This window comes from Streptomyces sp. NPDC059917 (assembly GCF_042730635.1).
GTDB lineage: Bacteria > Actinomycetota > Actinomycetes > Streptomycetales > Streptomycetaceae > Streptomyces.
The window spans coordinates 1-13,632 of sequence record NZ_JBHWLC010000059.1 but is presented as its reverse complement, the minus strand read 5'-3'; the positions used below and the strand labels follow the sequence as shown (position 1 = coordinate 13,632).

At 70.9% G+C, this 13,632-nt stretch carries 17 protein-coding genes; 5 read left to right on the top strand and 12 right to left on the bottom strand.

Translation table 11 applies throughout. The features are described 5' to 3' along the window. Positions 1–4 precede the first annotated feature (4 nt). Positions 5–538 carry an SMI1/KNR4 family protein gene (locus tag ACFWAR_RS28565; RefSeq protein WP_385782976.1) on the top strand — a complete coding sequence of 178 codons (534 nt, stop codon included), beginning with the start codon at positions 5–7 and terminating at the stop codon, positions 536–538. Between the two features lie 15 nt (positions 539–553). Here ACFWAR_RS28565 and ACFWAR_RS28560 read toward each other — a convergent pair whose 3' ends face one another. Together ACFWAR_RS28560 and ACFWAR_RS28555 are read right to left on the bottom strand one after the other, a co-directional pair. Further along, a complete protein-coding gene (locus tag ACFWAR_RS28560) occupies positions 554–1,693 on the bottom strand; it encodes a helix-turn-helix domain-containing protein (RefSeq protein WP_385782973.1) in 1,140 nt (379 codons plus the stop codon). Between the two features lie 280 nt (positions 1,694–1,973). Then, positions 1,974–2,636, bottom strand: coding sequence for a TetR/AcrR family transcriptional regulator (locus tag ACFWAR_RS28555; RefSeq protein ID WP_385782971.1), 663 nt, complete (start codon positions 2,634–2,636; stop codon positions 1,974–1,976). Positions 2,637–2,782: 146 nt separating this feature from the next. On the opposite strand from ACFWAR_RS28555, the gene ACFWAR_RS28550 reads away from it, so the two are divergent. Further along, entirely contained in the window at positions 2,783–3,868 is a 1,086-nt protein-coding gene (locus ACFWAR_RS28550; RefSeq protein WP_385782969.1) for a medium chain dehydrogenase/reductase family protein, read from the top strand. A 161-nt stretch (positions 3,869–4,029) separates the two neighbouring features. Then, complete coding sequence (locus ACFWAR_RS28545) at positions 4,030–4,533, top strand: nuclear transport factor 2 family protein (protein ID WP_385782967.1); 504 nt, start codon at positions 4,030–4,032, stop codon at positions 4,531–4,533. Positions 4,534–4,818: 285 nt separating this feature from the next. On the opposite strand, the gene ACFWAR_RS28540 is transcribed toward ACFWAR_RS28545, so the two are convergent. The 6 genes from ACFWAR_RS28540 to ACFWAR_RS28515 all read right to left on the bottom strand — a co-directional run bounded on the left by ACFWAR_RS28540 (position 4,819) and on the right by ACFWAR_RS28515 (position 9,328). Next, positions 4,819–6,165 (bottom strand): dicarboxylate/amino acid:cation symporter, encoded by a 1,347-nt coding sequence (locus ACFWAR_RS28540; protein ID WP_385782964.1) that lies wholly within the window; start codon positions 6,163–6,165, stop codon positions 4,819–4,821. 88 nt (positions 6,166–6,253) lie between these two features. Continuing rightward, positions 6,254–6,331, bottom strand: coding sequence for a putative leader peptide (locus ACFWAR_RS28535; protein WP_330335068.1), 78 nt, complete (start codon positions 6,329–6,331; stop codon positions 6,254–6,256). Between the two features lie 181 nt (positions 6,332–6,512). After that, positions 6,513–6,821 (bottom strand): DUF4229 domain-containing protein, encoded by a 309-nt coding sequence (locus ACFWAR_RS28530; protein WP_385782962.1) that lies wholly within the window; start codon positions 6,819–6,821, stop codon positions 6,513–6,515. 139 nt (positions 6,822–6,960) lie between these two features. Further along, positions 6,961–7,509 carry a GNAT family N-acetyltransferase gene (locus ACFWAR_RS28525; RefSeq protein WP_385782960.1) on the bottom strand — a complete coding sequence of 183 codons (549 nt, stop codon included), beginning with the start codon at positions 7,507–7,509 and terminating at the stop codon, positions 6,961–6,963. Between the two features lie 127 nt (positions 7,510–7,636). After that, positions 7,637–8,800, bottom strand: a complete 1,164-nt coding sequence (mqnE, locus tag ACFWAR_RS28520; protein WP_354380388.1) for an aminofutalosine synthase MqnE — start codon at positions 8,798–8,800, stop codon at positions 7,637–7,639. A 72-nt stretch (positions 8,801–8,872) separates the two neighbouring features. Then, a complete protein-coding gene (locus ACFWAR_RS28515) occupies positions 8,873–9,328 on the bottom strand; it encodes an Lrp/AsnC family transcriptional regulator (protein ID WP_330331057.1) in 456 nt (151 codons plus the stop codon). 130 nt (positions 9,329–9,458) lie between these two features. On the opposite strand from ACFWAR_RS28515, the gene ACFWAR_RS28510 reads away from it, so the two are divergent. Then, positions 9,459–9,593, top strand: a complete 135-nt coding sequence (locus tag ACFWAR_RS28510) for a hypothetical protein (protein ID WP_385783075.1) — start codon at positions 9,459–9,461, stop codon at positions 9,591–9,593. A gap of 7 nt (positions 9,594–9,600) precedes the next feature. Here ACFWAR_RS28510 and ACFWAR_RS28505 read toward each other — a convergent pair whose 3' ends face one another. From ACFWAR_RS28505 to ACFWAR_RS28490, 4 genes are read right to left on the bottom strand one after another with little or no spacing between them, the layout of a single operon-like run. Next, positions 9,601–10,293 (bottom strand): UbiX family flavin prenyltransferase, encoded by a 693-nt coding sequence (locus ACFWAR_RS28505; protein ID WP_385782957.1) that lies wholly within the window; start codon positions 10,291–10,293, stop codon positions 9,601–9,603. Positions 10,294–10,314: 21 nt separating this feature from the next. After that, positions 10,315–11,238 carry a menaquinone biosynthesis prenyltransferase MqnP gene (mqnP, locus tag ACFWAR_RS28500; protein ID WP_385782955.1) on the bottom strand — a complete coding sequence of 308 codons (924 nt, stop codon included), beginning with the start codon at positions 11,236–11,238 and terminating at the stop codon, positions 10,315–10,317. Then, the gene (locus tag ACFWAR_RS28495) at positions 11,235–11,705 is read right to left on the bottom strand and encodes a hypothetical protein (protein WP_385782953.1); all 471 of its coding nucleotides are present in this window, start codon (positions 11,703–11,705) and stop codon (positions 11,235–11,237) included. The genes mqnP and ACFWAR_RS28495 overlap by 4 nt, the downstream gene beginning before the upstream one ends. Continuing rightward, positions 11,702–13,159: a menaquinone biosynthesis decarboxylase gene (locus ACFWAR_RS28490; protein ID WP_385782950.1), complete on the bottom strand. Its 1,458-nt coding sequence runs from the start codon at positions 13,157–13,159 to the stop codon at positions 11,702–11,704. The genes ACFWAR_RS28495 and ACFWAR_RS28490 overlap by 4 nt, the downstream gene beginning before the upstream one ends. Positions 13,160–13,247: 88 nt before the next feature. On the opposite strand from ACFWAR_RS28490, the gene ACFWAR_RS28485 reads away from it, so the two are divergent. Beyond that, positions 13,248–13,589: a PLD nuclease N-terminal domain-containing protein gene (locus tag ACFWAR_RS28485; RefSeq protein WP_385782947.1), complete on the top strand. Its 342-nt coding sequence runs from the start codon at positions 13,248–13,250 to the stop codon at positions 13,587–13,589. Positions 13,590–13,632 lie beyond the last annotated feature (43 nt).

Genomic DNA, 13,632 nt, shown 5'->3' with positions numbered 1-13,632 from the left:
GGACGTGTCCGATCCCCGCTCCCCCGCGCCCCTCACCGCCGCCTCCCTCGCCGTGTGGCGCGCGGAGGTCTCGGCGGCCCTGTCCGCCGTGACCCACGGCTTCGAGGAGAAGTACGGCTACACCCCGGGCGAGAACGCGGTCCGCCCGCCGGAACCGGACGACCGGGCCGCCGCGCGGCGCCTCGCCGCCGAATCCCCGGCCTTCGCGGATCTGGCCGTCTTCTACGGCGAGATCGGCGCCGTGGGCATGAGCGACGTCGGCAACGGCTACTTCCTGCACTCCGGAGCCCGAGCCCTCCTCGAACGCGTCGACCTCCCCGACCCCGGCACGGACGCGACCGTTCCCGCCGTACTCATCGGCTCCGACGGCGGTGGAATCCTGTACGCCGTCGGCCCGGACGGCGGCGTCTGGCGCTCCCGGACCGCTTCCGAGGAGGGCGAGTTCGACCGCATCACGGACGGCCTCGCGGAATTCCTCGACCTCCTGCGCCGCTCGGTCCACCGCTTCAACGAGTCGGGCCGACCCGGCTTCGTCTAGCGCCGGGGGTGGCGCTCAGGCCACCCCGGCCACGGCCACGGACGACCACTCGGGAGGGCAGTCCCTGCACCGGCCCGGCACCGGGGCCCGGAAGGCCCGTTCACAGCCGTCGCACGTCTGGAAGGGATCCGGCCGCGCGGTCGGCGGGGCAGCCCGGGGCGCCGGGAGTCGGGGCGGGACCTGGGCCCTCAGGCGGTACCCGATCAGGGCTGCCGGATTGCCGAGCTCCGCGGGCAGGTTCCCGGCGAGCAGGTGCGCCACGGCCTCGGGCTCGACGCCGAGGTCGAGCCACCCCGACACCTCCGGCGCCAACTGCCGCACCGCCCGCTCCGGAAGCAACAGCCGGGGATCGCGCAGCCGCAACTCCGCGAGCAGGTCGAAAGCCTCCTGCCGGACCCGCCGGACGGGATCCCCGCCCGCGCCCACCGGACCGACCACGCCACACCCGCCCCCGGACCGGCCCACGGGCCCGGACCCCACCCCGACCCCCGCCCCGGGCAACGGCCCCAGCGACGACCCCCGGGACGCCGACCTGGACGCCGACCGGGACGCAGGCCTGGACGCCGACCGCCCCCCTGGCTCCGGCGCGGGCCCCTGCGGCTCGGGATCGGGGTCGAAATCGGGGTCGGGGTCGAAATCGGGGTCGGAATCGGGATCCGGCTCGGAATCCGGCTCGGACCCGGCGTCCGGCACGGACGCCAACTCCAACTCGGACTCCAACGCGGGCTCCGGCCCCGGCTCGGGCTCGGGCTCCAACTCCGACCCCGGCTCCAGCTCCGGCACGGCCCCCCGCGGCCCCGGCACGGCCCCCCGCGGCTCCGGCTCGGCGCCCTCGGCCGGGGGCGGTACGTGCTCCGCCACCCCTTCGGAGTACGCCGCACCCGGATGGTTGTAGGACACCGTACGGGTGATGACCTGCCCCGTCGCCAACCGCACGCGCACCCGCTTCAGGTACCCGTACGTCTCCAACTCCCGCATGGCCGAGGCGATCCGCACCTCCCCCTCGGGGAACCGCTCGGCGAGCCGCTTGATGCCGACGCGCGTACCGGCGGGCAGCGACTGGATGTGGGTGGCGAGGCCGATCGCGACCAGCGACAGGGCGCAGTGCTGGGCGAGGTGGTTGCCCACGACCACGAACCGGGAGGTGTGCCGCACGTTGACGTGGAAGACACCGGATCGGGGGGTCCCGGCGGGAAGGCGGGACGGTGCGCGCAGGGCCGCGCTAGGGTGCACAGGAGCCATTGGGAAGCGTCTACTTCCTAGTTGGTCAGGCCCTCGTGCGGGATGCCAGTCCCGGCGGGGGCCGTCTCATGTCCGGATGGTGTGCGGCGAGCATATGCCCGGCAACCCCCCGTAAATCCAGCCGAGTTGGAACAGTTCACCCATGCGAGTTACCAAGCCCCTTCCGATGTGACGCGGCGGCGCGCGGCCGCCGTCAGCGGCCGGTGAGGGCCTCCGCCTCCGCGGTGTAGAGCAGCGCCGGATCGAATCCCATGCCCGTGAAGTGGCCGGAGAGTTCGAGCGAGAGCGTGCCGTGCAGCCGGGTCCAGAAGGTGAGCGCGCGGTGCAGGGTCGACGGCGGACCCGGATGCTCGGCGGCCCATATCCGGTGCTCCGCCAGGTGCGCCTCCAGATGCGCCTCCACCGGTGACGGGGGTCTGGCGGCGGGCTCCTCGGCGGCGCTGGCGTCGAGGAGGACGGCCATGATCTCGCCGGTGATCCGGGTGGTGTCCTCGGGCGCCTCGTAGCCGGGCACGGGGGTGCCGTAGACGAGCAGGTACCGCTGGGGGTCGGCCAGGGCCCACGCGCGCAGGGTGTCCGCCAGGTCGCCGAGGTCGGTGCCGGCCTCGGCGCGGGCGCGGAAGGCGTCGGCAAGGCTGCGGTAGGCGTCGCGGATGAGCTCGCTGATCAGCTCGTCACGGTTGGCGAAGTACCGGTAGAGGGCCGGTCCGCTCATGCCGATCTGCTTGGCGATGGCATTGAGGGACAGGGCGGAGGCCCCGGCCGTGGCGATCTGCTCCCACGCGTGCTGCTTGACCTCCTCCCGCACCTGGGTGCGGTACCGCTCCCGAGGGGTCCTCGCGTCCGACTCGCTCATGGCCTGCCTCCACTCTCTCTCGTCTCTCGCCAGCCTGTTGGTTAGAAGGTATCACGAAAGCTCTTGACTATCGCGACCCAAACGGGTTACAACTTCTAACGAACGAGAAACCCACTCCGAAAACCCCGACGAAAAGAGTGAGCGACATGAACACCGACCACCTCACCCAGACCACCCAGACCACCCAGACCTTCCAGGCCAGCCAGACCCTCCAGGCCACCCAGGTCGTCCTGCCGGGCGTCGTCGCCCCGGAGGGCCTGCAGGTCATGCGGACCGCCGTGCCGGAGCCCGGCCCGGGCCAGCTGGTGATCGCCATGGAGGCGACCGGCGTCTCCTTCGCCGAGCAGCAGATGCGCCGCGGGCGGTACTACGACCAGCCGCCGTTCCCCTTCGTGCCCGGATACGACCTGGTGGGCCGCGTGGTGTCGACCGGCCCCGGAGTCGCCCCGGACCTGGCCGGGCGGAGGGTGGCCGCGCTGGTCAAGGTCGGCGGCTGGGCCAGCCACGTGCTCGTCGACGCGAAGGACGCCGTCGAGGTGCCGGAGGGCCTGAGCGCGGCGCAGGCCGAGACGGTCGTGGTCAACGGCATCACCGCCTGGCAGATGCTCCACCGCACGGCCCGCGTGCGCGCCGGGCAGACCGTCCTGGTGCACGGCGCCAGCGGCGGAGTGGGCTCCGTCCTGGTCCAGCTGGCCCGCGCGGCCGGCGTGAAGGTGATCGGCACGGCCTCCGCCCGCCACCACGAAGCACTGCGCGAGCTGGGCGTCACCCCGATCGACTACCGCGTGGGGAATGTCGCCGCCAGGACCCGGGAGCTGGCCCCCGGCGGAGTGGACGCGGTCTTCGACCACGTCGGTGGCCGCAGCGTCATCGACTCCTGGCACCTGCTCGCCCCCGGCGGCACCCTCGTCTCCTACGGCAGCGCCTCCACCCGCGACGACAGCGGCTCCAAGCAGCTGCCGGTGCTGAAGATCCTCGCCCGCACCTGGCTCTGGAACGCCCTGCCCAACGGGCGCCGCGCGCACTTCTACAACATCTGGGCCGGTCGCGCGCTGAACCAGGACCGCTTCCGCGCCCGGCTGCGGAGCGACCTCACCGAGGTCTTCGCCGCCCTCCAGCGCGGCGAGATCACCGCCCGCATCGCCGCCCAACTGCCGCTCGCCAAGGCCGCCGAGGCCCTCGCCCTGGCGGAGTCCGGCACCGTCACCGGCAAGGTCGTCCTCACCCCCTGACCCCCCTGCCCCCTACCTCCCTGACACCGAGCCCTGCCCAGCCACCCAGCCACCCGGCCACCCACCCGCGCACCCAAGCACCCAAGCACCCAAGCACCCAAGCACCCAAGCACCCACCCACGCATCCACCCACCCGAAGACCTCGACAAAGGACGCACGCCATGAAGCTCCGCCCCGCACGCACCCTGACCGCCTTCGCCTGCGCCGCGGCCGCCACGGTCGCCCTCGGCACCGCCTCCTACGCCTCGCCGCCCGCCGACCGGCACCTGCCGAAGGTCGTCGCCGCATGGCAGACCGCCTGGAACGGCACGGACCCCGGCGCGCTCGGCGCCCTGTTCACCCGCGGCGGGACCTACACCGACCAGGCCATAGGCGTCACGTTCACGGGCCGTCAGGAGATATCCGGCTGGAAGGCCCGCACCGACGCGCTCATCGAGAACGTCCGCGTCAGCGTGCGCGCCGCGCACCGGGACGGCGACCACATCACCATCGAGGCCGTTTACTCCGGGCACCTCAAGGGCGCGCCCAAGCCCTTCGCCGTGCCGCTGGCGACCCTGCTCGACCTCGACGGCCCGCGGATCGCCCACGACCAGGACTTCTACAGCCTCAACGCCGTCCTCGCCCAGTCCGGCCTCCCCGCCGACTGGACGCCCCCGACCCCGTGACGGCCGCGCGCCCAGCGCCCAGCCGCCTGCTCAGCCGCCTGCGCCCAGCGCCCTACGCCCCGCGCCCCGGGGAGCCGGAGGGGTTTGGTTGGTTGGTTGGTTTCTCCGGTCCTTTGTCTTTAGACGTCCGAGCGCACCGGGTCGCGGAGACACGGGACCCGGTCACCCCGCGCCCGGAGTACCGGCACGCGCCTGCCGCCGCCGAACGCACCACAGCCCCCGCCCGGACGGGGGCGGAGGCTGCGATGAGCGTGCGTGCCGGCTCGGGGCCGTGCGGTGGTGCGGTCAGACGGCGACCGGGACCTTCTCCTCGGCGGCGACCTCGGCGGCCTCGGCCGACTCGGTCTCGGCCGGGAGCTCGTCCAGCGGGGAGGACGAGGCGGCGGCGTAGGCCGTGCGGTCCAAGATGCCCTCGCGGGCGGCGACGATGACCGGGACCAGGGCCTGACCGGCCACGTTGGTGGCGGTGCGCATCATGTCGAGGATCGGGTCGATCGCCATCAGCAGACCGACACCGGCCAGCGGCAGGCCCAGCGTGGACAGGGTCAGGGTCAGCATCACGGTCGCGCCGGTCAGACCGGCGGTGGCGGCGGAGCCGACCACGGAGACGAAGGCGATGAGCAGGTAGTCACCGACGCCGAGCTGCACGTCGAAGATCTGCGCGATGAAGATCGCGGCGAGCGCCGGGTAGATGGCGGCGCAGCCGTCCATCTTCGTGGTGGCACCGAAGGGAACGGCGAAGCTCGCGTAGTTCTTCGGGACGCCGAGGCGCTCGGTGACCTTCTGGGTGACCGGCATGGTGCCGACCGAGGAGCGCGAGACGAAGGCCAGCTGGATCGCGGGCCAGGCGCCCTTGAAGAACTGGATCGGGTTGACCTTGGCGACGGTCGCCAGCAGCAGCGGGTAGACACCGAAGAGCACGAGCGCGCAACCGATGTACACGTCAGCGGTGAAGACGGCGTACTTGCCGATCAGGTCCCAGCCGTAGCTGGCGATGGCGGTGCCGATGAGGCCGACCGTACCGATCGGGGCGAGCCGGATGACCCACCACAGGGCCTTCTGCAGGAGTTCCAGGACGGACTCGGCGAGCGTCAGCACGGGCTGCGCCTTCGAGCCGAGCTGGAGGGCGGCGATACCGGCGACGGCGGCCAGGAAGACGATCTGGAGGACGTTCAGCTCGGTGAACGGCGTGACGATGTCGTTCGGCACGATGCCGGTCAGGAAGTCGATCCACGAGCCGTGCCGCTTGGGCTCCTTGCCGTCGGCGGCGGTGAGGCCGGTGCCCGAGCCCGGGTTGGTCAGCAGGCCGATCGCGAGGCCGATGCCGACCGCGATCAGCGACGTGATCATGAACCAGAGCAGCGTGCGCGAGGCGAGGCGGGCGGCGTTGTTCACCTTCCGCAGGTTGGTGACGGACACCAGGATCGCGAAGAAGACGAGCGGGGCGACGGCCAGCTTGAGGAGCTGGACGAATATGTCGCCGACCTTCTCCAGGGTGGTGGCCAGCCAGCTGATGTCCTGGCTGCGCGAGAGCCAGCCGAACAGCACGCCGAGCACGAGACCGGTGACGATCTGGGCCCAGAAGGGGAACTTGAAAGAGGCCTTGGCGGGGGCCTCGGGGGTCGCGGACACGAACACTCTCCGGAAGGTGGTGGTGATGCGGTACGGCAGCCGGAGGTGGCCGGCCGGGACCGCTGCTGCATGCGTTGCGTGGGCTGGATCAGCGACAGCAGCAACAGGCCGCGGACGCGCGGCGGCAGAGGTCGACGTGCAGGCGCGCCACGAGCAGGGTGCTCATGGCTTCGAAGGGCGCAGCTGACGTCAACATGTTGAACACGCTAACACTTATCCTTTGAGAATCTCAAAGAACTGCTTTGAGCATCCATTCTCCGGACAGGCTCGGCCGACCCCGCGAACGCCGAAGCGCCCCTGCCGCGGGAGGGATCCCGCCGCAGGGGCGCTTGGGCAATACGTCGAGGTCAGTGGGCGCGGGCGGCGTCGTCCGCCGCGTCCTCCTGCGCCTGGTTGTCGGCGAGCCGACCCTTCGCACCCGCGATGCGTCCGGAGATCTGCTCGGACATCACGTCGCGCTGCTTGCGCAGCAGCACGAAGGAGAGCGGCGCGGAGAGCACCAGCGCGAGCAGCACGACCCAGGCGAGGTTGGCGTCGCCGAGGGAGGACGGCACGAGACCGGCCTTGACCAGGCCCAGGACGACGACGAAGCAGCCCACGAAGATGGCCAGCCGCATCGCGGTGTAGCGGATCGTTGCGCTCGGCTTGAGGGACACGGTGACCCCTTCTCTCTGTCTGCGTCGGCTGGGGGCGTCGGGTACGCCCGGAAGTGCCCGACCAGTGAAGCATGCCGGGCCCCCCGCGCCGCCCGCCGGGGCCCCACCCGACGGGCGCCGCCCGGGGCCCGTCCCCGACTCAGCGCAGTCGCAGCAGCATGGTGACGTCGTCGCGGTCGTCGCCCGGGGCGACCCGGATCGCACCCGGCACGCGCCCCACCTCATGGTATCCGCAGGAGGCGTAGAAGCGCTCCAGGCCGAGCCCGCCGCGGCAGCCCAGCCGGATCGCGTCGATGCCCTCGATGGCGCGGGCCGCGTCGGCGACGGCCGCCATCAGGTCGCGTCCGACGCCCCGCCCCTGGAGGCCGGGCGCGACCATCACCGTGTACGCCCAGAGCCAGTGCTTCATGAGCCCGTGCGCGTTGGCGGCGAGGAAGGCGGTCGCCACGACCCGGCCGTCCCCGTCGCGCCCGACGACCAGCCGGGTCCGCCCCTCGGCCATCGCGACGAGGTGTTTGAGCAGCTCGGGGCGGACGACCTCGTGACTGACGGGCGGCACGAAGCCGACGGCGCCACCGGCGTTGCTGACCTCGACCCACAGGTCGAGGACCTGCGCGTGCAGGGCCGGGTCGACGACCGGGTCGACGCTGAAGGTGAGCGGAAGCGGAAGGGGGGCCGTAATGGTCATACTCGCAGACTAACCATTACCACTGACATTCGGCAACGACGAAGCCCCGACCCCCGGGGCACATCCCGGGAGTCGGGGCTTCCTCGTCGACGGTGGACCACCGGGGCCGAGGACCCCGGAGGGAACGTCAGAGGCGCATCGCCTGCGGCTCGTCGCGCAGACCCGCGTCCGGACCCGGGTACTCCCGGATGATCTCGTAGCGCGTGTTGCGCTCGACCGGACGGAAGCCCGCGTCCCGGATCAGCTCCAGCAGGTCGTCACGGCCCAGCTTGTTCGGCGTGCCGTAGTTGTCCGCGTCGTGCGTGATCTTGTACTCGACGACCGAGCCGTCCATGTCGTCCGCACCGTGCTGGAGCGCCAGCTGGGCGGTCTGCACGCCGTGCATCACCCAGAAGACCTTCACGTGCGGGACGTTGTCGAAGAGCAGTCGCGAGACCGCGAAGGTCTTCAGCGCCTCGGCGCCGGTCGCCATCGTGGTCCGCGCCTGGAGCTTGTTGCGGACCTTGCCGTCCTGCATGTCCACGAAGTCGTGCTGGTAGCGCAGCGGGATGAAGACCTGGAAGCCGCCGGTCTCGTCCTGCAGCTCGCGCAGCCGGAGCACGTGGTCCACGCGGTGGCGCGGCTCCTCGATGTGCCCGTACAGCATCGTGCACGGGGTCTTGAGACCCTTCTCGTGCGCGAGGCGGTGGATGCGCGACCAGTCCTCCCAGTGGGTGCGGTGGTCGACGATGTGCTGGCGGACCTCCCAGTCGAAGATCTCCGCGCCGCCGCCGGTGAGCGACTCCAGGCCGGCCTCGATCAGCTCGTCCAGGATCTCGGACGCCGAGAGACCGGAGATCGTCTCGAAGTGGTGGATCTCCGTCGCCGTGAACGCCTTCAGCGAGACGTTCGGCAGCGCCTTCTTCAGCTCGCTCAGCGAGCGCGGGTAGTAGCGCCACGGCAGGTTGGGGTGCAGGCCGTTGACGATGTGCAGCTCGGTGAGGTTCTCGTTCTCCATGGTCTTGGCCAGGCGAACGGCTTCCTCGATGCGCATCGTGTACGCGTCCTTCTCGCCCGGCTTGCGCTGGAACGAGCAGTACGCGCAGGAGGCGGTGCACACGTTGGTCATGTTGAGGTGGCGGTTGACGTTGAAGTGGACCACGTCACCGTTCTTGCGGGTGCGCACCTCGTGGGCGAGGCCACCGAGCCAGGCCAGATCGTCCGACTCGTAGAGGGCGATGCCGTCCTCACGCGTCAGCCGCTCGCCGGAGCGGACCTTCTCCTCCAGCTCGCGCTTGAGCCCAGCGTCCATGTGCCGGTCGCCTCCTGTGTCTGTCCTGCGTACGTGCGTACCTGTCCTGCGGAACCCCGACCCACCGTACTCTCAGTGCTCTTCCGGAAGTTCCCCGACCCGGTTCTCCCACTTGGTGGAGAGCACGATGGTGGTGCGGGTCCGGGAGACGCCCTTGGTGCCGGACAGCCTGCGGATGATCTTCTCCAGGCCGTCCACGTCGTTCGCGCGCACCTTGAGCATGAAGGAGTCGTCGCCCGCGATGAACCAGCAGTCCTCGATCTCCGCGAGGTCGCGCAGTCGCCGGGCCACGTCCTCGTGGTCCGCGGCGTCGGAGAGGGAGATGCCGATCAGCGCGGTGACGCCGAGGCCGAGCGAGGCCGCGTCCACGGTCGCGCGGTAGCCGGTGATCACACCGGCCGTCTCCAGCCGGTTGATCCGGTCGGTGACGCTGGGGCCGGAGAGGCCCACGAGCCGGCCCAGCTCCGCGTAGGAAGCACGGCCGTTCTCCCGGAGGGCCTGGATGAGCTGCCTGTCCACGGTGTCCATATACCTGGAGCCTTCCATTATTCGGCGTTCCCGCAAGTTTACGTATAGAATCTAAGGCACACAGGGTCGACGCCCTGTGAATCTTTCAACAGATCAACGATGATCTGACGATCTTCAGGAGTGGTTCACCGTGTACACGATCGAGATGGCCTACGCGCAGATGCGACAGCTCCAGGAGCTGGCCAACCGATCCCGTGCCCACCAGCCCGCCGCAGCCCTGCGTGTCGACAAGGCCCGCAAGTCGTTCGGCGCCAAGAAGCGCTAGTACCGGTTCATCCGGGCTGGTCCTCACCAGCACGGGGAGCACGGGCAGCGCCCAGCTCCCCGTCCCAACGGCGGTACAGCCGGTGCGGCACCTCTGCCGCGTCCAGCACCCGCCCCGCGACGAAGTCAGCCAGATCCTGGATGTGCGTCGCACCCGCGTAGAACGCCGGAGAGGCGGGCAGCACCACTGCGCCCGCCTCGTCCAGCGTCACCAGCGCCTTGAGCGTCTGACCGCTCAGCGGCGTCTCGCGCACCACGACCACCAGCCGGCGCCGCTCCTTGAGCGTGACGCTCGCCACCCGCTGGAGCAGGTCCTTCGACAGCCCCAGCGCCACCCCCGCCACGCACGCCGTGGACGCGGGCACGATCAGCATCCCCTTGACCGGGTACGAGCCCGACGACGGCCCGGCCGCCAGGTCCCCGGCGTTCCAGTAGCGCACCGCGTCCAGGTCGAAGCCCGCGAAGGTGCCCGGTTTCCCGTCGGCCCCCCGCTCCAGCCACTGCTCCAGGTCCGCGCGCCAGTGCGCGTCCCGGAAGGCGATCCCCGTCTCGTCGAGCAGCGTGAGCCGCGCGGACCGGCTGACCACCAGGTCGACGCTCTCCCCCGCCGCGAGCAGCCCCCGCAGCACGGACGCCGCGTACGGCGTCCCGGACGCCCCCGAAACCCCGACCACCCAGGGGGTGCGCTTGCCCTCACTCATGCGTCCGAGCCTATCCGGGACTTACGGCGTCAGCCCCCGGACCATCAGGTCCCCCAGGGCGCAGACGAAGAGCGCGATGCCGATGAAGCCGTTGACGGTGAAGAAGGCCCGGTTCAGCCGGGACAGGTCCTTGGGCGTCACGATCGAGTGCTCGTAGCCGAAGGCAGCCACCACGACGATCATCCCGGCCCAGAAGAAGGCCCCCGCGTCGGTGGCGAGCGCGTACCAGACCAGCAGTCCGGTGGTCACGACATGACAGACTCGCGCGCCCCAAAGGGCCGCCGGGACACCGAAGCGGGCGGGGACGGACTTGACCCCCTCCGCACGGTCGGCCATCACGTCCTGGCAGCCGAAGATCAGGTCGAAGCCGCCGATCCACACGCCGACCGCGAGCCCGAGGACGACCGCGTCCCAGGACCACTCGCCGGTGATCGCCAGCCAGGCCCCGACCGGACCCATCGCCTGCGCGAGGCCCAGGATCGCGTGCGGGAAGTTCGTGAAGCGCTTGCCGTACGGGTACACCACCATCGGGATCACCGCGATGGGCGCGAGCGCCAGGCACAGCGGGTTCAGCAGCGCCGCGGCCCCCAGGAACACCACGAGCGCGATGCCCGCACCGGTCCAGGCGGAGCGCACCGAGACCGCGCCGGTCACCAGCTCGCGGCCCGCGGTGCGCGGGTTACGGGCGTCGATCTCGCGGTCGATGATCCGGTTGGCGGCCATCGCGAAGGTGCGCAGGCCCACCATGGCGACGGTGACCAGCAGCAGCTTGATCCAGTGGACCTCGCGGTCCAGCTGGAACATGGCGGTGAGGGCCGCGATGTAGGCGAAGGGCAGCGCGAAGACCGAGTGCTCGATCATCACCAGCCGCAGGAACGCCTTCACCTTGCCGGTGGGCTGCGGCGCGGGGCCGGGGCCGACCACTCCGTCGGCGGTCGTCATCATGCGAGGCTTCTCCGGAAGTCTTCGAGGTCGGCCAGGAGCTCCGCGGTGGGGAGCGGGCCGAGTTCCAGGGTCCGGGGACCCTGGTCGTGGCCCTCGGGCGGGGTGACCCGGGCGGTCAGCCGCCAGGCGGCGCCGTCGGCCGGGCGGGCGTCGAGGGACAGGAAGCCGCCCGCCTCGACGACGAAGGGTTCGGCGGCCGCCAGGTACCGCTGGAGCTGCTCCGCGAAGTCGTCCGCCTCCGCGTCGCGCGCGCCGGGCAGCTCGAAGCCGTCGCCCTCGCCGTCCACGTCGAGCATCAGCGCCCAGATGGTGCCGGGGCCCGCGAACTCCTCGGGCGTCACCCCGGCCTCCTCGGCCGCGAGCACGACCTCCGGCAGCGTCGGGTCGATCTGCGGCCGGGCCAGGGCCACGTAGGCGGCGTCGGTGCCGATGAACAGTTCCGGTCCGCTCACTCCGATCGGGCTCACAGTCCGTATTCCTTCCAGCGGCGGTCGACGAGGGCGGCGGTCGCGGGGTCGGACTCGACCATGTCGGGCCAGCCGCCGTCCCGCGTGTAGCCCTCTTCGGGCAGTTTCTTCGTGGCGTCGATGCCCGCCTTGCCGCCCCAGAACTGCTGGTAGGAGGCGTGGTCCAGGTGGTCCACCGGGCCTTCGACGACGGTGAGGTCGCGGGCGTAGTCCGTGTTGCCCAGCGCCCGCCAGGAGACCTCGTGCAGGTCGTGCACGTCGCAGTCGGAGTCCACCACGATGATCAGCTTGGTCAGCGACATCATGTGCGCGCCCCAGATGGCGTGCATGACCTTCTGCGCGTGCTTCGGGTACTTCTTGTCGATCGAGACGATCGCGCAGTTGTGGAAGCCGCCCGACTCCGGCAGGTGGTAGTCCACGATGTCCGGCACGATGATCTTGAGCAGCGGCAGGAAGAACCGCTCCGTCGCGCGGCCCAGCGGCCCGTCCTCGGTCGGCGGGCGGCCGACGACGATCGACTGGATCAGCGGACGCTTGCGCATCGTCACGCAGTCGATCGTCAGGGCCGGGAAGGGCTCCTGCGGGGTGTAGAAACCGGTGTGGTCGCCGAAGGGGCCCTCGGGGAGCGTCTCGCCCGGCTCCAGCCAGCCCTCGATGACGACCTCGGCGTTGGCCGGGACCTGGAGCGGGACGGTCTTGCAGTCCACCATCTCGATCCGCTTGCCCGCGACGAACCCGGCGAAGAGGTACTCGTCGATGTCGCCCGGCAGCGGCGCGGTGGACGCGTACGTGACGGCCGGCGGGCAGCCGAAGGCGATCGCGACCGGGAGCCGCTCGCCCCGCTTGGCGGCGACGGCGTAGTGGTTGCGGCTGTCCTTGTGGATCTGCCAGTGCATGCCGATGGCGCGCTTGTCGTGGCGCTGGAGGCGGTAGAGCCCGAGGTTGCGCACGCCCGTCTCGGGGTGCTTGGTGTGGGTCAGCCCCAGGTTGAAGAAGGAGCCGCCGTCCTTGGGCCAGGTGAAGAGGGCCGGCAGCTGGTCCAGGTCCACGTCGTCCCCGGTCAGGACGACCTCCTGGACGGGCGCGGAATCGCCCTTCACCTTCTTCGGCGGTACGTGCACCATCGAGCCGAGCTTGCCGAAGGCCTCGCGGACCCCGATGAAGCCCTGCGGCAGCTCGGGCTTGAGCAGGCCGCCGATCTTCTCGCTGATCTCGGCGTAGGACTTCAGGCCCAGCGCCTTGAGGAGGCGGCGGTCGGTGCCGAAGACGTTCATGGCCAGCGGCATCGCCGAACCCTTGACGTTCTCGAAGAGCAGCGCGGGCCCGCCCGCCTTGTTCACTCTGTCGACGATCTCCCCGACCTCCAGGTACGGGTCCACTTCGGCCTTGATGCGCTTGAGGTCGCCCTCCCGCTCCAGAGCCCGGAGCAGCGAGCGGAGATCGTCGTAAGCCATGCGACCCAGTATCGGCCACGGACTACCCTGGGGGAGTCACCGGGGCCCGACGCGGCCCCGCCACCGTCTTGGGGGTCTGGCTCTCACCGTGCTGCGCTATCTGCCGTTCCTGCTGATCATCGCGCTGACCATCTACGCCTTCATCGACTGCCTGAACACGCCCGAGGAAGAGGTCAAGCACCTCCCGAAGGTGGTCTGGGTGATCATCATCCTGCTCTTCTCGATCGTCGGCCCCGTCGTGTGGCTGTTCGCCGGGAAGAAGCGCTCCGCGGTCGGCGGCGGCTTCGGCGGCGGTCGGGCGCGCCGGACCCAGTGGGTCGCGCCGGACGACAACCCGGAGTTCTTGAAGTCGCTGCGCGAGGAGCAGGAGCGACAGGACGGCCAGGGCAAGCAGGACGGGAAGGACCGCAACGACCCCGACAAGGGGTAGCCGACGCGGAGCACGGCGAAGGGCCCGGCCCCCCCAGGGGGGC

Bases quoted from the DNA above. Each gene is read 5' to 3' on its own strand.
- ACFWAR_RS28550 (WP_385782969.1), top strand. From the start codon at position 2,783: ATGAACACCGACCACCTCACCCAGACCACCCAGACCACCCAGACCTTC.
- ACFWAR_RS28515 (WP_330331057.1), bottom strand. From the start codon at position 9,328: ATGGACACCGTGGACAGGCAGCTCATCCAGGCCCTCCGGGAGAACGGC.
- ACFWAR_RS28545 (WP_385782967.1), top strand. From the start codon at position 4,030: ATGAAGCTCCGCCCCGCACGCACCCTGACCGCCTTCGCCTGCGCCGCG.
- mqnP (WP_385782955.1), bottom strand. From the start codon at position 11,238: ATGATGACGACCGCCGACGGAGTGGTCGGCCCCGGCCCCGCGCCGCAG.
- ACFWAR_RS28555 (WP_385782971.1), bottom strand. From the start codon at position 2,636: ATGAGCGAGTCGGACGCGAGGACCCCTCGGGAGCGGTACCGCACCCAG.
- ACFWAR_RS28490 (WP_385782950.1), bottom strand. From the start codon at position 13,159: ATGGCTTACGACGATCTCCGCTCGCTGCTCCGGGCTCTGGAGCGGGAG.
- ACFWAR_RS28505 (WP_385782957.1), bottom strand. From the start codon at position 10,293: ATGAGTGAGGGCAAGCGCACCCCCTGGGTGGTCGGGGTTTCGGGGGCG.
- mqnE (WP_354380388.1), bottom strand. From the start codon at position 8,800: ATGGACGCTGGGCTCAAGCGCGAGCTGGAGGAGAAGGTCCGCTCCGGC.
- ACFWAR_RS28535 (WP_330335068.1), bottom strand. From the start codon at position 6,331: ATGAGCACCCTGCTCGTGGCGCGCCTGCACGTCGACCTCTGCCGCCGC.
- ACFWAR_RS28525 (WP_385782960.1), bottom strand. From the start codon at position 7,509: ATGACCATTACGGCCCCCCTTCCGCTTCCGCTCACCTTCAGCGTCGAC.